Below are 18446 nucleotides of genomic sequence, written 5' to 3'. Positions count from 1 at the left end.
AGGAGAGAGCGCTGAGATGAACGCCGAAATGAACGTAGTGGGCGAGCGGGCACTGCATCCCCTGGCAGTTAACAGCGAATCGCTTCAAGTCCTGGCACAGTGGTTGAAGTCCAATGGAACGCGTCAGATCAGAGAACCTGATCCGCGCCGGATGATGATCGAGCGCTATCCCGCTGGTTTATTCAGCGAGGCGGAACTGGAAGCATTGTGGGATGTGATGGAAGGATAAGAAGAAAAACAACGGATGGATAAAAGCGCTGCCGGGAAGGCGGCGCTTTTTTATGCCCGTCGCAAAAGTGGGTGCCTGCAAGATCGGTGGGTGCCCGTTAAGGGGCATTCGACCGATTCTTGAAACAGACTGAAATCGATTCCGGCGTTTTTCCAAAACGATCTGAGTATTAGTCTGCCGGCATTGAGTTTTCCTACTTTATTGCCGGAGTCTTCCCATGACCCTTCACTACATTTACGACCCATTGTGCGGTTGGTGCTACGGCGCCAAACCCTTGGTGCAAGCTGCCCAAACCGTGTTGCCGGTGATCGGCCACGGGGGCGGCATGATGAGCGGTGCCAATCGCCAAACCGTTTCGCCACAACTACGCAATTACGTCATGCCCCACGATCGGCGCATCGCCGAGTACACCGGCCAGCCGTTTGGCGAAGCATATTTTGAGGGATTGCTGCGTGATGAGACGGCGGTGTTCGACTCCACGCCGCCGATTGCCGCCGTGCTGGCAGCCGAGCAGATCGCCGGGCGCGGACTGGAGTTGCTGGGGCGTTTGCAGACGGCTCATTACGTGGAAGGTCGACGCATCGCTGACGAGGCTGTTTTGCTTGAACTTGCCGCACAGACAGGTCTTGAGCCCGAGGCTTTCCAGCAGGCATTTAGTGCAGCTGATACCGGTCGCCATATCAAGGACAGCCGCGCACTCTTGGCCCGTGTCGGCGGTCAGGGCTTCCCGACCTTCGCGCTGGAACAGGATGGCCAGTTCACCCTGGTCGATATCGGCCCTTGGCTCGGCAAGCCGCAGGCCTTCGCCCAATGGTTGAGCCAGTCGCTTTCGGCAACAGAGTCTTCATCCGCGTTTCAAACCTGTGGCCTCGACGGCTGCGCCCATTGAACTCACCTGGAGTCACCATGGATAACCTGAGCCTGATCAAAAGCACCTACGAAGGCGTCAACTCCCAGGAGAATGCGCGCAACACCGCCGCGGCGCTGGCCGATGACGCCCGCTGGACCGAAGCCGCAGGTTTTCCGTATGCCGGGACCTACGTCGGTTTCGACGCGATCGTCGAAAATGTCTTCAAGCGCCTGGCCACTGAGTGGGAAGATTTTCGGTTCAAGGTCGAGAACTACGTCGCTCAGGGCGACAAGGTATTTGCCTACGGCAATTACAGCGGCGTCTATAAAGCTACCGGTCGTGCGATGAATGCCCGAGTCGCGCACTTGTGGACTCTGGCCGATGGAAAAGTCACCCATTTCGAACAATTCGTCGACAGCCATGTCGTGCAATTGGCTATCGCTGACAAGTGATTTCTTAGACGATTTTCGCCTATTTACAGAAGATTCACGAAATTGACACATCATTAAGGGCGCAGATAGGATGCGCCCCAACGCCTGTGGCTAACCGCCACGACTGACAAAACAATAAAAGGCCCGCCGCGAATTTTCGTGGGCGGGCCTTTTTGTTTTTGCGGTGAAAAAAGAGCGCGATAGCGCCGTTTCAGCTGTTTGGCACAGAGCGTATCAACCCGTAATAAGGAAAATAACATGTTGAACAAGCGAATCAGCCTGATCGCACTGGGGATGTTGAGCGCCACACAGGCCATGGCTAACGACCAGGCCGAATCCAAGGGTTTTGTTGAAGACAGCAGCCTCAAAGTGCTGCTGCGCAACGCCTACATCAATCGTGACTATAAAGACGGCAATCCGGACAAAGCCGAATGGGGCCAAGCGGCCATCGGTACTTACTCATCCGGTTTCACCCAAGGCACCGTCGGTGTGGGTGTGGATGCCTTCGGTCTGTACGCACTGCGTCTGGACGGCGGCAAAGGCCGCAGCGGCGCCGGTGGTATCGACTTCTTCAAGCAGGGCGACAGCGGCAACGCGGCGGATGACCTGTCCAAGTTCGGTGGCGCGGTCAAATTCCGTATCTCCAGCACTGTCCTGACCTACGGTGACCAGATGCCGGCCCTGCCGGTGCTGAACTACGACAACTCCCGCCTGCTGCCGGAAAGCTATACTGGCACCTTGATCACCTCCAAAGAGATCAAAGGCCTGGAGCTGAACGCCGGTCGCTTCACCGCCGAATCGCGCAAAAGCGCTGAAGGCCGTGACAGCGGTGGCTTGAAGTCGATCAATGTATTGGGCGGTAGCTACCAGTTCACTGAACAGTTCAAGGCAGCGCTATACGCTTCCGACGTCGAAGACGTACTGAAGAAGCAATACGTGAACGCCAATTACGTGTTCCCGATTGCCAAGGATCAGTCCCTGACCCTGGACTTCAACGGATATCGCACCAAGCTGGACAACTCCTACGTCCGGGAAAACGGTGTCACCGGCGACGACAACAAAATCTGGAGCCTGGCAGCGACCTTTGCCACCGGCCCGCACTCGTTCACCCTCGCCCACCAGCGCAGCACCGGCGACAGCAACCTGGGTTATGCCTACGGTGGCTATCAGCGCGGCCAGAACCGCGTCGGCGACGGCGGCAACACCATTTACCTGGCGAACTCCTACTGGTCCGACTTCAACGCCGAAGACGAACGCAGCTGGCAGCTGGGTTACGGTCTGGACTTCGGCGCCTTCGGCGTTCCGGGCCTGAGCTACAACGTGGCCTACGTGCGCGGCGACAACATCACCACTTCCACCAGCGAAGGCGGCACCGAGCGCGAGATCTTCAACCAGTTCAAGTACGTCGTGCAGAGTGGCCCGGCCAAAGACCTGAGCGTGAAGGTACGCAGCTCGATCCTGCGTGTGTCGCAGAAATCCAGCGAGTACAACGTCAGCGGCAACGAACTGCGCGTATTCGTGGATTACCCGATCAACATCTTCTGATGATCGGCTGAGTTGTTCAGACTCGATAAAACCCTGACTGGTTCGGGGTTTTTTTTGCCTCATAACCATATGAAAACACCGAAAAAGGCTGTTTTCGATCGTAAAAAGTCGAATTGGAGCAACTTTATCCTGCGTTTCAAGCAACGCTTGATATGCCTGAAATTCTTTCTCATGGGCCGTCAATCCGGCACCTACTAGATTAGGCCGCTTAATGCAGCGGAGACCTAGTAATGATCGTGTTGAACAGAGAAGTTGGCGAATCGCTACGGCGCGACAAGTATGTCAACGTCCAGGGAGCCGACTTCAATCTCTTCGGTCATTTTTCCGACTTCGTCAGACTGACCAAAAGTTGGGAAAACATGGAGCCGGACAGTTATTACGGCCAAGCCGATGCGGGCATGCGTTTTCGTCGCTACAGCGATTTTGAATACAACCCGGTCACCCGTGACTTGAAGCAATTGGAACATCGCGCCTACGTGCAATCGAAGGCCAACAACAGCTACGTCGGTGGACTGGAGCGGCACTTCCAGGACTTCTCTAATGAGGTCATTAATTCGCCGGTGATGCGCAGCCTGATCGATACGGATTTCGAGGTGTACAAACACGTATTGCCGCCGGAACTGCACGACGCAATCTGGCAATGCCAGATTCATCAGATCCGCATCGAGATCAAGCCGGGCAAGCAACTGGAAATCACCCCGGAAGGTATTCATTGCGACGGTTATCCGTTCAGCGGTGTGCATTTCTGGGGTCGCAACAATGTGGACGGGGCGGAGAGCCGTTTGTATTCGGCCCAAGAGGAACAGCTGGCGGCAACGACCTATCTGGAAATCCTCGACACCACCTACTTCCTCGATCGCGAGATGCGTCACTACGTGACACCGGCGCGCAACACCCATGCTCACGAAATGGCCTATCGGCAGATTCTGGCCATTTCCTTCTCGCGGCCCGGGACCGCTTTCGACATTGTTCGCTGAACAGTTCGACCCCATGATGAACATCACCGAGTGCTCTGCACCGGTGATGCTGCGACGCGCGACGGCCAAGGATGCCCAACGCCTGGAGCGCTTCTTTCGGCAATTCGAAGAAGTGTCGTTCTGTGAATGGCAGGACGCCAAATGCCTGCGCGGTGTGCTGGAGCAGAAAACCACCACCGCGTTCCTCGCACTCGATGTCGGTGGCGAAGTGGTCGGCGCGGTGTTGGGCGGCATGCTTGGTAGCCGTGGCACCATCAATCACCTGGCGGTGAGCACGTTGTATCGCAGCCAGGGCGTCGGTCAACGTCTGGTGGAAGCGGCCTCGGCGGACATGAAACGGGTGGGTGTGCTGCGGATGTTCCTGTTCGTCGACGATGCTAACCTTGCCGGCAAACGCTTTTGGAGTGCCCAGGGCTTTTGTGAGCCGCGCGGCGAAACTACCTTTGAGAGGGACCTATGAATGAGACGTCCAGCAGCCAGCCGCTGATGGTCGAGCCCCAGCCCTCGCGCACGTTTGCTGAAGCCAGCCCGGTGATTGCGGGCTACTTCACGGTGTCGTTTGTGTTCGGTCTGATGGCCGTCAATGCCGGGATGCCCGTGTGGCTGCCGGTCGCGATGTGCCTGTTCGTCTACGCCGGCGCCTCGCAGTTCGCCGCCCTGGCGTTGATCTCCAGCGGTGCGTCGCTGACCACCATTATCCTCACCACGTTTCTGATCAATGCGCGGCACATGCTGATGTCGGTCTACATGGCCAAGGCCCTGCAAGCGATGGGGCTCAGTCGTCTGGAGCGTTGGTGTTATGCCGGTGGGCTGACCGATGAATCGTTCGCCTTCCACAGCGTCAAACTGGGCAAGGGCTCGCCGGTCAATGTGCGTTACCTGATCGGCTTCAATCTGTATTGCCACACCTCGTGGGTACTCGGCGGTTTGCTGGGGGCGATCTGCGCGCAGTACGCGGCGCACCTGATCAAATATCAGCTCGACTATGCACTGACCGCGATGATGCTCTACGTGCTGGTATCGCTCTGCAACACCCGCAACAAACTGATCGCCGCACTGGCCGCGGTCGCTTGCATGGGTGCACTGAGCCTGATTGGCAACTCACCCTTCAACGTATTCATCGCCACATTCGTGGGCTGCGGAGTGGGTGTATGCCTGACCAAACGTTCCTGATCCTGGTCGTCGCGCTGATGATGGCCGTGACATTCCTGCCACGCGCGTTGCCGCTGCAGGTGAACACCGATCATTGGCCACCTCTGGTCGCCCGGGCGCTGGAATACCTGCCGGTGGCGATCGTGGCTGCCATCAGCCTCACGCCCCTGTTGATCAAGGATCAGCATGTGCAGCTCGATCGCCCGGAATTTTATGCAGCCATTCCGACGTTGTTATGTGCGTATTTCAGCAAAAATCTCTTTCTCTCCGTTGCGGTGGGAACGGCTGCGTACATTGCGCTCGGCTCGTTCATGTAACGGCAGATCGACCACTTCATTCAAGGCCTGACCCGACAACTCGGGATTATTGATCGCCAGCCGCACTTCGAGGGAGTCCTCGAACCCCGGGAAAATGGTCAGGCCGTTACGCAGGGCCGCCTCACGGGAAACCATGCCCAGTCCGTCCATTTGCGTGATCAACGATAGGGTCAGGGTTTCACTGCAGGAATAGATCATCCGCTTGCCTGACTCGTAGTTGCCAAGGCCTGCGTCGAGAAAGCGCAAGAAGCTGTGGGAATACGGACAGTCGTCGGCCGGCCGAACCTGAAATTTATTGCCAAGCAGCACCAGCGGGTCGTTTTCCTGACCGCAATGAGCACCGACCACCTGCACTTGCACATCGGGCAGGGCAATGCTGGGCAACCCCGGCTGTTGCGGCCCGATCAGCACGGCCAGGTCGAAGTCCTCATTCTTCAACTTGCTGAGGTTTTCCATCGACTCGGCGTAGCTGAATTCCAGCTGATAATCAGCAAACACCTCGATGAGGCGTCCGATCATTCGCCGGTTGAAGTCGGCCGAGAGCGTGGTGTTAAGCGCAACCTTGAGCGTGCGCTGCCCGGGCACCTTGAGCGCGGCGACTTTCTCTTCCAGCTGCCGCGTGGCGACCAACACTTTGTCCATGTAGGGCGTGAGCTCCGTGCCCTGTGTGGTCAGGGTCAGCCCCTTGTTGGAGCGACGAAACAACCGAAAACCGAACTGCTCTTCGACCTTGTTCAACTGCGCGGCCAATGCCTGCACGGTCAAAAAGGAATGCTCTGCCGCCGCCGACAACGAGCCGGTCTGCACGATGCGCATGAGGTTGCGTAAGGTTCTGCTATCCATTTGGGTAATGCCCTCTAAAGTGGGCTGGCTATTGTTGTGTACCTTGCCGCCCGGTGGGCGTGGGTCGCGTGCTGGCTATGATCCTGCACCAGAGCATGCTTGTCCCGAGTTTAGTAGCGAAATGATTCTGCGTCCGATGGCTGGAGGCTTGCACAGGATCGAGATTTTTGTTGGAGGGGAGATGATCGGGGTCAAGAAAGTGGCCCGGATGGGGGAGGTGTGGGCGTTTTTTGGCTGCTTGTTTTATCAACGAAACCTTTTCCCAAGGCAAAAAAAAGCAGCCTGATCAGGCTGCTTTCATGAAAAGGTGCTTGATATTGTGCTCCCTCAAGCAGGGGAGAAGAGGTCTCACCAGGCGTCGATTTCCAAGTCATCAACTAGGTCCCTCCGCCGACTATTGCCACTTGGAGGCAGTCGGTTTCGCGCTCTCGATTTAATTCTCTGCCCCTATAGTGGGGGTGTCAACGTGTGTGTCGGACCGTATGTCGGCGTCTTTTCAGGCTGCGGAAAAGCGGGTGTGAATGCTCTTTTCGAAGGGGGAGCAGATTAATACGCTTATGAATTAAAAATTCATTTTTGTTCGTATCTGTACTAGTCTGAAATCAAGACATCATACCCAAGGAGGCTATTCCCATGCCTGCCTCATCCACTGTCCTCAGCCCACAGCAACAACTCGACTCCCCAGAAGCCGGTCGAGTCGCGCTGAAGTTTTTCTTCAACCTCATGGAACGCTGGGGCTGTACCGCCGAGCAACAACGCACACTCCTGGGCAAAGTCGGTAATACGACTTTCTACAAATACAAACACCTGCCACCCAACGTGCACCTGCCCCACGACACCCTGGAGCGCATCTCGTATTTGATGGGCATCCACAAAGCGCTGAGCATCATCTTCAGCAACAGTCGCGAACGTGCCTACACATGGGTCAGCAGCCCCAACACCGCCGCACCGTTCAATGGCCAATCGGCATTGAGCTACATGCTGGCCGGTCGCGTGGTCGACATCGCTGACGTACGCCGTTATCTCGATGGGGTACGCGGTTGATGGCGCCGGAACTGGCCGACCCGCAGTGGCCGCGGGCCTATCGGATCGTCAACAGTTGCTTCCCGCCGATCTCGTTGTTCGAAGACGTCCTCGACCCCGAAGACCTGCCCACTGCCTACGCGTTGGAAGCCTTGACCAACGATCGGCTGATGGAAGAAGCCGGCGTGCTCACCCGCGTGCGCCCCGAAGACCGCATCTCCGGTCCCGGCTCCACACCGGTGATGGCCGCGTTCACCCACATCGGCAAAACCAGTCGCTTCACCGACGGCACCTTTGGCGTCTACTACGCCGCCAGCAGCCAGGCCGCCGCCATTGCCGAGACGAGTTATCACCAGGAACGCTTCCTCGCCGCGACCAACGAACCGGATCTTGAGTTGACCATGCGTACCTACGTCAACCGGGTGGTCAAACCTCTGCACGACATCCGCGCCGACTACCCACACCTGCACGACCCGGATCCCAACGCCTACGGTCCAGCCCAGACCTTTGCCCGGCAACTGCGCGAAACGTTGTCCTGGGGATTGCTCTACAACAGCGTTCGATTGCCCGGGCATGAATGTGTTGCCGCGTTTCGGCCGCCGGCCGTGTCCATTCCGAAGCAGGGGAAGCACATTCGGTATGTGTGGAGTGCGAGCAGTCGCAGGATCTCGTTTGTGTTTGAAGTCAGTGAGGTGTGACACCGGAAACTAAAAGCCCAGATTGAATTCGGGAGGCCCACGCCTTGGATGAGCTCGTGTCGCCAAAACTCGATTTGGGTAACACGTGTGGCCAATATGTCGTCCGCGGCGACATGTTCCAAAAACGTGTCGCAAAAAGTGAAAAACTGCGACACGTTAATGTCTCATGTCTACACTGACGACACGAGTGAAGGCTCTTTCTGCTCAAAAATCATACAAAATGATCAGGATCGTATCCATGACCGAACCGCTGCTGCCATGGCAGGCCGATAAACCATATAACCAGCTGCCATTGCTACCGCCAGGAATCGAGTTGGAAACACGGGCTGTCCTCAAACAATGTATTGAGGCACGTACCGCGTTGGCCGAGTTAAAGCAGGCCGCAGAGCTGATTCCTAATCAGACTGTCTTGATCAATACAATCCCACTGCTGGAGGCCAAAGACAGCTCGGAAATAGAAAGTATTGTCACTACTACTGATTTGCTATTTCAGCATGCCCAAGATACTGAGAGCCATGCGGACCCGGCGACCAAGGAAGCTTTGCGTTATCGAACCGCTCTGAATCAAGGCTTCCAATCTCTCAGCCAACGACCGTTGTCCACTAACACTGCAGTAGAAATCTGTCGCACGCTCAAGGGCGCGAAGTTGGATATTCGCCGTACACCGGGTACACAGCTCGCGAATGACCGTACAGGTGAAGTTATCTATACCCCGCCCGAAGGGGAGGAGCACTTGCGTAATCTTCTCGCCAACTGGGAGCGCTTTCTACACAACGAAACCGATCTCGACCCCCTCGTTCGTATGGCTGTCGGACATTATCAATTTGAGGCAATTCATCCTTTTATTGACGGTAACGGTCGCACCGGGCGAGTCATCAATACCTTGTTTTTGATCCAGGAAGGCCTGTTAAACCTACCTATTCTTTACCTCAGTCGCTACATCATTGCCTACCGTGCCGATTATTACCGACTCTTGTTGGAAGTAACGACCAAACGAGCTTGGGAGCCTTGGGTGTTGTTCATGCTGAGCGCTGTAGAAGAAACCGCTCGTTGGACGACAGCAAAGATTGCAGCTATTCGCGCATTGTCCGAACACACCACTCAGTTTGTGCGTGAACAACTGCCCAAAACCTACTCGCGCGAGCTGGTGGATGTCATTTTCGAGCAGCCTTACTGTCGTATCAGCAACGTGGTCGATAAGAAAATCGCTCAGCGCCAAGCTGCATCACGTCACTTGAAAGAACTGGTGCTCATTGGAGTTTTGCAGGAGGTTCAGGTGGGTAAGGAGAAGCTTTTTATCCATCCGAAACTGATGCAGTTACTCATCCGTGATAGCAACGAATTCAAAAACTACACAGGTTAAGGCAGCAGGAAGTGTAGAAAAACGCCGTGCCGTTTTCGCTTGAGGTAGGAGGGTGCGGTGGCGTGGGTGTGAGTTTTAGCCAAGCTGGAGCGCTTCGAAGCGCACATGTCGTTGTCAGTGACACGTTCCCAGAACGTGTCTCACAAACTGAAAAAATGTGACACGTAAAAAAAAGTGGATTACAGGGATGGGAGCCTAGTCCTACAGAGTAGTCACCTGAAGATGGTTCATCTTGGCTAAAGCTCCATCCAAGTTCATTACACCGCGTAACTAATGATGTTCCTACCCCCACCTTTATCCCCCCAAACCAACCTCTTACATTGAGCTCCACCCACCTACCCATTCATCCCGAAGGGCAGGTCACTGGAGACTCATCATGCCTTTTGTCAGCGTACGCATTACCCGCGATGGTGTTACCTCGGAGCAGAAAGCTCAGGTGATCGCCGAAATCACTGAAACCCTGGAACGCGTCCTCAACAAACGCCCGGACCTGACCCACATCGTGATCGAGGAAGTCGACACCGATAACTGGGGCTATGCCGGTATCACCACCACCCAGTACCGCAAGCAACTGGCTGAGGCGGAGGGGCAGTCATGACCGCCTCCGTCACCATCGATTTCATTTCCGATGTGGTGTGCCCGTGGTGCGCCTTGGGTGCAACGGCGCTGGAGCAAGCGATCGAGAACATGGCGGGTGAAGTCTCGGTCGAGCTGACCTACAAGCCTTTCGAACTGAACCCCGACATGCCGGCCGAAGGCGAGAACGCGGTTGCGCACTTGATGCGCAAGTACGGGCGCAGCGCCGAGGACGTCGCCGCCGGTAAAGCGATGCAGATCGCTCGTGGCGAGGCCATCGGGTTCAAGTTCGATCTGGAGAAGCGCACCCACTTCCATAACACCTTCGATGCTCACCGATTGCTGTTGTGGGCGTTGCAGGAAGGGCGTCAGGTCGCACTCAAGAAAGCCCTGCTGCGTGCTTATTTCACCGACGGCCAGAACCCGAACGATCGCGAGACGCTGGTTCGGCTGGCGGCGCAAGTGGGATTGGATGCGGCGAGTGCGCGTGAGGTGTTGGTGTCCGGAGCGTTTGCCCAGGAAGTGCGTGAGCTTGAAGTGTTTTACCGCGAGCGCGGCATTAATTCGGTACCGGCCATGGTGCTGAACGGCCGTCACCTGGTGTCTGGTTCGCAATCGGTCGAGTACTACGAACAGATGTTGAGACAAATGGCACAGGCGCCTGTTGAAGCCTGATTAATCACTTTTTCAAACCATCATTTATGAGTAGAGGTTCATCATGAGCAATTCGAAAAAAGTCATCGTAATTACTGGCGCATCCCAAGGGCTCGGCGCAGGCATGGTCAAGGCTTTCCGTGATCTCGATTACAAGGTTGTCGCCACTTCGCGTTCGATCAAACCGTCCACCGACCCGGATATCCTCACCGTGGCGGGCGACATCGGCGACCCGGCAGTCGCTCGGCAAGTCATTCGTGAAGCGATCGCACGTTTTGGCCGCATCGACACCCTGGTCAACAACGCCGGGATCTTCGTTGCCAAGCCGTTCACTGCTTACACCCCGGAAGACTATGCCGCGGTGCTGTCGGTGAACCTGAATGGTTTCTTCTACATCACGCAACTCGCGATAGCAGAGATGGAAAAGCTGGGCAAAGGCCACGTCGTCAACATCACCACCAGCCTGGTGGACCACGCCATTGACGGTGTGCCATCGGTACTGGCTTCGTTGACCAAAGGTGGCTTGAACGCGGCGACCAAATCACTGGCCATCGAGTACGCCAAGCGCGGGATTCGAGTGAATGCGGTTAGCCCCGGCATCATCAAAACGCCGATGCACGGAGAGGAAACCCATGAAGCGCTGGGGAGTTTGCATCCGGTTGGGCACATGGGCGAGATCAGCGATATTGCTCAGGCTGTTGTGTATCTGGACAGCGCCAACTTTGTCACCGGGGAAATCCTGCACGTTGATGGCGGGCAGAGTGCGGGTCACTAAGACCTGTTTTCTAAACATCAGAAACAACAAAGCCCTCGCGTTTTTGCGAGGGCTTTGTTTTGTATGGTGCACGCTTTACCAGCACGTGCATCATCCGAAGATCGTCCCTTAGCCAACCCGCCAAGTCTGATAACTCCAGGTACTGAGCGGTGCGTCATTGCGCCCGAAAAGTCTAAATCCATCCTGTTGTTTCTACGATGGTTAAGAGTTCATTTGCTGAAGTCGTGCTGCAGCTAGCTCTGGCATGGCCGCCAGGGAACTAAACTAGTTATATCTCTATAGAAGATGTCTCTACAGAGGTAAGGAGGTGTCAAATGGCCATTCGTGATACCTATCAGGAAATTGAACAGACCCTGGGTCTGGTTCCGGAGTGGATCAAGCAGATGCCGGAAGGCGGCGCGATCGGATTCTGGGGCGTAGCCCGGGATTTCTGGCTGGCAGATACCAAGATTCCTAATAAGTACAAGGAGTTGATAGGTCTGGCGGTATCCGGGGCGACCCGTTGCAAGTATTGCGCTCTGTTCCATACCGAAGCCGCGCGCTTGTTTGGCGCGAGCGATGAGGAAATTTCCGAAGCCAGCTTTATGGGCTCGCTGACCATGATGGGCAGCACCTTTATTAACGCCCAGCAGATCGACTACGAGCAGTTCCGGCAGGAAACGCTGAGTATCGTCCGGTATGTCAAAGATCACTCGCAACCCAAAGCCGCATAAGCCGTTGCGAGAACCTGCCCTTCGCCAGCTGACGAAGGATAAGTTGATTGCAATCACCAGCGGTGGTCCCAGGACCACCGCTCGGTGGCAAGCGGCTGTGCTGCGAGCCATCAGCGAACTCATGCAATCCAGCGATACCGCCCGCGAAGAAAACCAGGACCTGCGCATCCCCTTTGCCAAAGCACTCCATAACCTCTATGCGGGACAGAAGTCCGACGCCGAGTTAACGGAAATGGTGTTGCTGATGCTGGAAGTGGAAACCGCCCCTTTTATTGGCAAAGAGCCCCAGCCAGGGGCGGTATCTGGGGACAATGACCTCTGAGAAGTGGAAAAGGGGCAACGTTATTTTCCCAAATGGAAATCGTCGTATCCCTGGTTTGAGCAAAAAAGTCCCGCACGATTTGAGCTTGCTGACAACGTCAACCTATAGTGCTGTGCTGGAGCTACGAAGGATGCTTCAGGCTGATGATTTTCTTCCCAGGATGGATATTTACCCAATGCTCAAGTTCAATGCTCATCTCGGCTTCCAATTCAATGAATTGCCTTTTCTGCAACGCATCGAAGCAGCCGCCGCAGCTGGTTTTCGGGCGGTGGAGTTCCCATCACCCTATGAGTTCGACGCGAGTCTCTTGGCCGACCATCTGGCTCAATACAGTCTGCCATTGATTCAGTTCGCCGCACCGGCTGGTGTTACCAAAGGCATCGCTGCCTTGCAGGGTAAGGAGGAAGAGTTTCGCAACGGTTTGCTTCGGGCCGCCAGCTATGCAAAGGCGCTGGCATGTTCGGATGTCCACATTATGTCTGGTGTTACGACGCAGGATGACGCAGGGCGTGTCTTCGGGAGCAACCTGGAGTATGCCGTCAAGTACTTCGAGGATCAGGGGTTGCGGCCGCTAATCGAAGTAATTTGTGCGCAGGAGATGCCGGGCTATTACATGGCTGACTTCAGCAAGGCGCAACAAGTGCTGGAAACCTTCCCGAGTGTCGGGCTGATCCTCGATCTTTACCATGCCCAGATTCTGACTGGAGACGCAGCAGATGTTCTGGCTCGGTTTTACGACAGAACAGTTCATGTGCAAATTGCCGACTGCCCGGGGCGTCACGAGCCGGGAACGGGGAGCATCGACTTTGCAGCCTTGTTCGCGGCACTGGAGCAGCGTGGCTACACAGGATGGATCGGGTGTGAATACCGTCCTTCCGGTTCTACCGTGGCGAGTCTTGACTGGATTAGGCAGTTAAGTGCTTAGCGCTGAAGTGAAATTGTGATGGGGCGGCGTGCAGGTAGATTTGGCGCAGGGGAGGGTTAAGACGGTATCTACAAGGGCTGCCTCTCTAGATGCCAGAAACAACAAAGCCCTCGTATTTCTACGAGGGCTTTGTTTTGTATGGTGCCGGCACCAGGAATCGAACCCGGGACCTACTGATTACAAGTCAGTTGCTCTACCATCTGAGCTATACCGGCGTGTCAGGGCGACGATTATAGCGATTGGGTTGGTTCTGTAAACCCCTGAATTCAGACTATTTTTGCGCAGGCTTTCGGTCAGGCGCGATGCAGTACTTTCTTGAGTTTCTGCAGGGTGCGCCAGGCTCGGCTGTTTTGCATCGCCCGCAGTTGCGCTTCGGCGTGTTCAGCGCGTTGCAGGGCGGCGGGGAGGTGGTTTTCGGTGTTGGTGACGGGGTGGCTGAATTGATGGCCTCTGCAGAACGTCACGGTCGAAGATTTTTCTTGTTCATGGCCGCACTGTCGGCGCCCTCGTATGCGTGTATAGCAAGGGGCATTGCCAGGCGCAATTTTTCGCCGTGGTGTCCGGAATTCGGCGGTTATGTCGTTTTGATTGAATGCTTATGCACAACGGGCTGGCGGAATCTGCTTGATCATTGCGCTTTTGTGGACTCGTTCTCATTTGTCCGCAAATGCCTGTTTTACGGGTTTTTTATTTTTGTGAACAAAAAATGACCAGTAGTGTTTTGGGCGTAAAACAGCGTGGATATTGGATCCACGATAATTCCATCAACAGAGTTATCCACAGGCTGTGACTGTTTAAGGGCGCTCTGCCAGAAGCAGGAAATTGCGCGGTGTGAGTGGGGATTCGCAGAAGGTGCCGAGACGAACGACATAACCCTGCTCAATGAGGAAAAGTGCCCGATCGAGTACCAGCCACAGCTCCAGAGGCCGTCGGAAAAGGCCTCGCAGCAGCTCCAGGTTGCGCACTTCGGCCAGTCGCTGCCAACCGGCGGCTTCCAGTTCGGTCCAATCTGGCGTGCCGACTGTGGATAAGTCTTTGAGTGCGGCCAGATCGCGGCAGTAATCGGAGAAGGGTTTGTCCAGCCAGGCGCTGGGCAGGGAAGGGGTGGGCAGGTATTCGTCGACGCCGCGCAATTGCCGTTGCAGCAGGTCGAACCCCAGGCGCCGGGCCATGGAGGTGTCGCGCTGGCGTCGGACGCGAGCGCCGGCGGTGACGGTTTCGCTCATCGGCAGCGCAAGATCATCGAGGGAAAGGTGTAGGTTGGAGCGCTCGGCCGCACAGGAAAGTGGCCGATAGGTGTTCAGACTGATCCGGTTGTAACAGCACGGTGCGATGGCCAGTTGTTTGCAACCGGCGGCGCTGGCGAGCTGGATCAGTCGCACATGCAGATCCCCGCAGGCGTGCAGCGCTACGGGTGTGTGATCGGCATTCAATAAAGAGGCTGCGCCAGGCGCGAGTACATCCTGTTCGACATGCAGCGCATGCATTTGATGGCGCTGGCTGAGTGCCTCGCCGCTGGCGACCAACGCCGGGTCGTATTCCAGGCAGGTCAATTGTTGACCGGTTTGCAGCAGGCGTCGCCCCAAATGGCCCTTGCCCGAACACCAGTCCAGCCAATGCGTCGGTGCACGGGCAAACTGCAAGCAGCCGGCGAACGCTTCAATCTGCTGCCACTTGCGCCCCGGCACATCCACATTCAACCGATGGCCCGCCGCTTCGAGTGCACGAGCCGGCAATTCGCCCACCGCACTCAGCTCAAGAGACATCGCCGCCAATGAAGCAAACGGCTCCGGCGCATCGAGCCCGCCAGGCTGGTTATGACTGTTTTCCGCATCGTCCAGCGACCGCCCGCGTAGCCACAACGCCAGTTCCGGGTAGGACGCTTCCCAGGGTAGTTGCAGATGGGTAAACGGTCGGGGCTTCCACAGCGCCTGATGCTCGATCAGAAAAGCATCCAGCGCAGCGAAGCGGGCGAGCAGGGTCTCGCCCGTCAGCACGCAGGCGTCAACGCCCTTGGCAGGCATCGACGCGCAACCAGCGCTCCAGCAGCTTGAAGCCGCGCACCAGCACGTAAGCCATCAGCAGATAGAACATGCCCGCGGCGAAGAAGATCTCCACCGGCAGGTAGGTGCGAGCAATGATGGTGCGGGCCATGCCGGTCAGTTCCAGCAGGGTCACGGTACTGGCCAGGGCACTGGCCTTGAGCATCAGGATCACTTCGTTGCTGTACGCCGGCAGGCCGATACGCGCAGCACGTGGCAGCATTATGTAGAACAACGCCTTGGCCCGGGACATGCCCAGCGCCCGCGCCGCTTCGATCTCGCCCGGTGGAATCGCCTGGATCGCGCCACGCAGGATCTCGGCGATGTAGGCCGCGGTGTGCAAGGTCATGGTCGCGGTGGCGCACCAGAACGGATCGCGCAGGTACGGCCACATCGAGCTGTTACGCACCGCATCGAACTGCGCCAGGCCGTAGTAGACCAGGAACAGCTGAACCAGCAACGGCGTGCCACGGAAAAAGAAGATGTAGCCGTAGGGGAATGCCCGCACATACCAGAGTCGCGATGAGCGAGCGATGCCCAGCGGAATTGCCAGCAGCAACCCGGCAATCACGGCGATGGCCACCAGTTCCAGAGTCAGCGTCGCGCCCTGAGCCAGTTTTGGCAGCCACTTGATGATGACTTCCCAATTCATTGGGTGCTCCTCGCAAAGCCGCGAGCGGCGCGTCGTTCCATTAAGTGCATGCCGGTCATGGCCAGAATGGTCAGGCCCAGGTACATGAAGGCAGCCACCATATAGAAGGTGAACGGTTGCTTGGACACGGTCACGCCGATTTGCGCGTGACGCATGATTTCTTCAAGGCCGATGACCGATACCAGCGCAGTGTCTTTCATCAGAATCATGAACAGATTGCCCAGGCCCGGCAGGGCGATGCGCCACATCTGCGGCATGATCAACTTGGTGAAGATGCGGAATTTCGACAGGCCCAGGGCCACACCGGCTTCACGGTGACCTTTGGGAATCGCCAGAATCGCCCCGCGAAACACTTCCGTGGCATAGGCGCCGAAACACAGCCCCAGCGCAATCACGCCGGCGGCAAAGGCGTTGAGTTCGAGCTCGGGGTTGCCGAAGAACTCACCCAGCGCACGCATCAGGTTGACTGTGCCGAAGTAGATCAACAGCACCCAGAGCAATTCCGGGATGCCGCGAACCAGCGTTGAATAAGTGCCGCCAAGCCATTGCAACGGCTTGTACGGGGAAGTCTTGGCCAAGGCGCCGAGCAGACCGAGCACCAGCCCCAGGCACAAGGCCGAGAGTGCCAGTTTCACAGTCATCAGTGCGCCAGCGGCGAGCGCCGGGCCGAATCCGTAGAGGTCGATAATCATGGATTTCTTTTCAAATCGCGGCAGGCAATGCCAAGGACTGGCGCCGTCAGCGAACGGCGCCGGTCGGGCAGGTCAGAATCAATAGATGCTGAACGGGAAGTACTTGTCGTTGATCTTCTTGTAGGTGCCGTCAGCGACGATTTCTTTCAGCGCAGCGTTCAGCTTTTCGCGGATCGGGTCGTTCTTGCGAACGGCGATACCGATCTTGTCGCTTTCTTCAACCGGGTCACCCTTGAATTCGTAAGGACGGCCGGCGTCGCTTTTCAGCCATTCATAGTTGACGTACTTGTCGGCCAGGATGCCGTCCAGACGACCGGAAGTCAGGTCCAGGTAAGCGTTTTCCTGGGTGTCGTAGAGTTTGACTTCGACGCCTTCCATGTTGTCTTCCAGCCAGGTGCCGGCCAGGGTCGCGCGTTGGGCCCCGATCACCTTGCCTTGCAGCGAAGCCTTGTCGGTCTTGAAGTCGACGTCTTTTTTGGCAATGAACTGCAGTTTGTTGGAATAGTACGGTGCGGTGAAGTCCACCGCTTGCTTGCGCTCATCGGTGATCGACATCGAGGAGATCAGGAAGTCGAACTTCTTGGCGTTCAGGGCCGGGATGATGCCGTCCCAATCGGAGGTGACCACGGTGCACTCGACTTTCATCTTGGCGCACAAGGCGTCGCCGATGTCTTTGTCGAAGCCGACGACATTGCCACTGGCATCTTTGTTGTTGAACGGCGGGTAGGCCGCTTCGATGCCCATCTTCAAGGTCTCGGCGGCGGCACCGGCGCTGAAGGCCAGGGTGACGGCCGCAGCCAGGAAGATCTTTTTGAAGTTCTGCATGCGGGTAGCTCCGTTAGCGGTTGCTGGACATGAATTGTTTGCAGCGCGCCGAAAGCGGGTTTTCGAACACCTGCTGCGGCGATCCTTGTTCTTCTACCAAGCCTTGGTGGAGGAACACCACTTCGCTGGAAACCTGACGGGCGAAGCCCATTTCATGGGTCACGAGCAGCATGGTGCGGCCTTCTTCGGCCAATGCGCGGATGACATTAAGTACTTCCTGGACCATTTCCGGGTCAAGGGCGGAGGTGGGTTCGTCGAACAGAATCACCTTGGGCTGCATCGCCAGGGTACGGGCGATGGCCGCGCGTTGCTGCTGGCCGCCGGAGAGTTGCGCGGGGTAGGCGTGGCGCTTGTCAGCGATGCCGACCTTGGCCAGCAGGGCTTCGGCGACTTCGATGGCCTCGGCCTTGCTCTGGCCGAGTACGCGGCGCGGGGCCTCGATGATGTTGTCGAGCACGGTCATGTGCGGCCAGAGATTAAAGTTTTGAAATACAAAACCGATCTCGCTGCGCAGGCGATTGATCTGTTTGCCGTCGGCAGCGACCAGTTCGCCGTTCTTGGCGGATTTGAGCTTGAGTTCTTCGCCGGCCACCAGGATCTGGCCCTGGTGCGGGTTTTCCAGCAAGTTGATGCAACGCAGGAACGTGGACTTGCCGGAACCGGAGGAGCCCAGGATCGAGATCACGTCGCCGTCGCGGGCGGTCAGCGAGATGCCTTTGAGCACCTCAAGCTGTCCGTAGCGTTTGTGCAAGTTGCGGATTTCAAGCGCGGGCGTGGCCTCAGCCATGTGCGTTCCTCATAGTGTGTTGCGCTCCTGCTGTTGGTCGCCTTCCTGGCGAGGC

General features: G+C 56.8%; 24 protein-coding genes, 1 tRNA gene and 1 pseudogene. 17 read left to right on the top strand and 9 right to left on the bottom strand.

What is annotated here, in order from left to right:
• The first annotated feature begins 16 nt into the window (after positions 1 to 16).
• The 8 genes from F475_RS11815 to F475_RS11780 all read left to right on the top strand — a co-directional run bounded on the left by F475_RS11815 (position 17) and on the right by F475_RS11780 (position 5501).
• A complete protein-coding gene (locus F475_RS11815; RefSeq protein WP_018929289.1) occupies positions 17 to 229 on the top strand; it encodes a hypothetical protein in 213 nt (70 codons plus the stop codon).
• Positions 230 to 446: 217 nt separating this feature from the next.
• Complete coding sequence (locus F475_RS11810; protein ID WP_064615868.1) at positions 447 to 1118, top strand: DsbA family protein; 672 nt, start codon at positions 447 to 449, stop codon at positions 1116 to 1118.
• Between the two features lie 17 nt (positions 1119 to 1135).
• On the top strand, positions 1136 to 1531 hold the full coding sequence (locus F475_RS11805; protein WP_111453956.1) for a nuclear transport factor 2 family protein: 396 nt from the start codon (positions 1136 to 1138) through the stop codon (positions 1529 to 1531).
• A gap of 237 nt (positions 1532 to 1768) precedes the next feature.
• Complete coding sequence (locus F475_RS11800) at positions 1769 to 3055, top strand: OprD family porin (RefSeq protein WP_018929286.1); 1287 nt, start codon at positions 1769 to 1771, stop codon at positions 3053 to 3055.
• 230 nt (positions 3056 to 3285) lie between these two features.
• Positions 3286 to 4032 carry a 2OG-Fe dioxygenase family protein gene (locus F475_RS11795; RefSeq protein ID WP_018929285.1) on the top strand — a complete coding sequence of 249 codons (747 nt, stop codon included), beginning with the start codon at positions 3286 to 3288 and terminating at the stop codon, positions 4030 to 4032.
• Between the two features lie 46 nt (positions 4033 to 4078).
• Entirely contained in the window at positions 4079 to 4492 is a 414-nt protein-coding gene (locus tag F475_RS11790; RefSeq protein WP_173861173.1) for a GNAT family N-acetyltransferase, read from the top strand.
• Positions 4489 to 5205 carry an AzlC family ABC transporter permease gene (locus F475_RS11785; protein ID WP_111453955.1) on the top strand — a complete coding sequence of 239 codons (717 nt, stop codon included), beginning with the start codon at positions 4489 to 4491 and terminating at the stop codon, positions 5203 to 5205. Before F475_RS11790 ends, F475_RS11785 begins: the two co-directional genes overlap by 4 nt.
• Positions 5184 to 5501, top strand: a complete 318-nt coding sequence (locus F475_RS11780; RefSeq protein WP_007939492.1) for an AzlD domain-containing protein — start codon at positions 5184 to 5186, stop codon at positions 5499 to 5501. Before F475_RS11785 ends, F475_RS11780 begins: the two co-directional genes overlap by 22 nt.
• On the opposite strand, the gene F475_RS11775 is transcribed toward F475_RS11780, so the two are convergent.
• Together F475_RS11775 and F475_RS30350 are read right to left on the bottom strand one after the other, a co-directional pair.
• A complete protein-coding gene (locus tag F475_RS11775) occupies positions 5418 to 6344 on the bottom strand; it encodes a LysR family transcriptional regulator (RefSeq protein ID WP_064615871.1) in 927 nt (308 codons plus the stop codon). The genes F475_RS11780 and F475_RS11775 overlap by 84 nt on opposite strands.
• Before the next feature lie 191 nt (positions 6345 to 6535).
• On the bottom strand, positions 6536 to 6718 hold the full coding sequence (locus tag F475_RS30350) for a hypothetical protein (protein WP_155944817.1): 183 nt from the start codon (positions 6716 to 6718) through the stop codon (positions 6536 to 6538).
• A gap of 259 nt (positions 6719 to 6977) precedes the next feature.
• Here F475_RS30350 and F475_RS11770 point away from each other — a divergent pair, with 259 nt between their 5' ends.
• The 9 genes from F475_RS11770 (at position 6978) to F475_RS11725 (ending at position 13393) form a co-directional block, all read left to right on the top strand.
• Complete coding sequence (locus tag F475_RS11770; RefSeq protein ID WP_111453954.1) at positions 6978 to 7388, top strand: MbcA/ParS/Xre antitoxin family protein; 411 nt, start codon at positions 6978 to 6980, stop codon at positions 7386 to 7388.
• On the top strand, positions 7388 to 8065 hold the full coding sequence (locus F475_RS11765; protein ID WP_111453953.1) for an RES family NAD+ phosphorylase: 678 nt from the start codon (positions 7388 to 7390) through the stop codon (positions 8063 to 8065). Before F475_RS11770 ends, F475_RS11765 begins: the two co-directional genes overlap by 1 nt.
• Positions 8066 to 8303: 238 nt before the next feature.
• Positions 8304 to 9428, top strand: coding sequence for a protein adenylyltransferase Fic (gene fic / locus F475_RS11760; RefSeq protein WP_111453952.1), 1125 nt, complete (start codon positions 8304 to 8306; stop codon positions 9426 to 9428).
• 376 nt (positions 9429 to 9804) lie between these two features.
• A complete protein-coding gene (locus F475_RS11755) occupies positions 9805 to 10026 on the top strand; it encodes a 4-oxalocrotonate tautomerase family protein (protein WP_007939483.1) in 222 nt (73 codons plus the stop codon).
• Complete coding sequence (locus F475_RS11750) at positions 10023 to 10679, top strand: DsbA family oxidoreductase (RefSeq protein ID WP_111453951.1); 657 nt, start codon at positions 10023 to 10025, stop codon at positions 10677 to 10679. The genes F475_RS11755 and F475_RS11750 overlap by 4 nt, the downstream gene beginning before the upstream one ends.
• 43 nt (positions 10680 to 10722) lie before the next feature.
• A complete protein-coding gene (locus F475_RS11745) occupies positions 10723 to 11433 on the top strand; it encodes an SDR family NAD(P)-dependent oxidoreductase (RefSeq protein WP_111453950.1) in 711 nt (236 codons plus the stop codon).
• 314 nt (positions 11434 to 11747) lie between these two features.
• Positions 11748 to 12146: a carboxymuconolactone decarboxylase family protein gene (locus F475_RS11740; protein WP_007939479.1), complete on the top strand. Its 399-nt coding sequence runs from the start codon at positions 11748 to 11750 to the stop codon at positions 12144 to 12146.
• Entirely contained in the window at positions 12112 to 12468 is a 357-nt protein-coding gene (locus F475_RS11735) for a hypothetical protein (RefSeq protein ID WP_256597097.1), read from the top strand. The genes F475_RS11740 and F475_RS11735 overlap by 35 nt, the downstream gene beginning before the upstream one ends.
• Before the next feature lie 175 nt (positions 12469 to 12643).
• The gene (locus tag F475_RS11725; protein ID WP_111453948.1) at positions 12644 to 13393 is read left to right on the top strand and encodes a hydroxypyruvate isomerase family protein; all 750 of its coding nucleotides are present in this window, start codon (positions 12644 to 12646) and stop codon (positions 13391 to 13393) included.
• Between the two features lie 139 nt (positions 13394 to 13532).
• Here F475_RS11725 and F475_RS11720 read toward each other — a convergent pair.
• The 7 genes and pseudogenes from F475_RS11720 to F475_RS11695 all read right to left on the bottom strand — a co-directional run bounded on the left by F475_RS11720 (position 13533) and on the right by F475_RS11695 (position 18391).
• A tRNA-Thr gene (locus tag F475_RS11720) sits at positions 13533 to 13608 on the bottom strand.
• Positions 13609 to 13686: 78 nt separating this feature from the next.
• A pseudogene (locus tag F475_RS31065) lies at positions 13687 to 13851 on the bottom strand (FkbM family methyltransferase); the annotation flags it as partial.
• A 336-nt stretch (positions 13852 to 14187) separates the two neighbouring features.
• Positions 14188 to 15417, bottom strand: coding sequence for a methyltransferase (locus tag F475_RS11715; RefSeq protein WP_111453947.1), 1230 nt, complete (start codon positions 15415 to 15417; stop codon positions 14188 to 14190).
• A complete protein-coding gene (locus F475_RS11710) occupies positions 15398 to 16087 on the bottom strand; it encodes an ABC transporter permease (protein ID WP_007897471.1) in 690 nt (229 codons plus the stop codon). Before F475_RS11710 ends, F475_RS11715 begins: the two co-directional genes overlap by 20 nt.
• Complete coding sequence (locus tag F475_RS11705) at positions 16084 to 16779, bottom strand: ABC transporter permease (protein ID WP_018929228.1); 696 nt, start codon at positions 16777 to 16779, stop codon at positions 16084 to 16086. Before F475_RS11705 ends, F475_RS11710 begins: the two co-directional genes overlap by 4 nt.
• Before the next feature lie 78 nt (positions 16780 to 16857).
• On the bottom strand, positions 16858 to 17604 hold the full coding sequence (locus tag F475_RS11700; RefSeq protein ID WP_111453946.1) for an ABC transporter substrate-binding protein: 747 nt from the start codon (positions 17602 to 17604) through the stop codon (positions 16858 to 16860).
• Between the two features lie 13 nt (positions 17605 to 17617).
• On the bottom strand, positions 17618 to 18391 hold the full coding sequence (locus F475_RS11695; RefSeq protein WP_018929226.1) for an ABC transporter ATP-binding protein: 774 nt from the start codon (positions 18389 to 18391) through the stop codon (positions 17618 to 17620).
• Positions 18392 to 18446: the final 55 nt, after the last annotated feature.

The sequence above is a fragment of the Pseudomonas sp. URMO17WK12:I6 genome (genome assembly GCF_003253625.1).
Classification (GTDB): Bacteria; Pseudomonadota; Gammaproteobacteria; order Pseudomonadales; family Pseudomonadaceae; genus Aquipseudomonas.
This window is presented reverse-complemented; position numbering and strand designations above follow the sequence as displayed.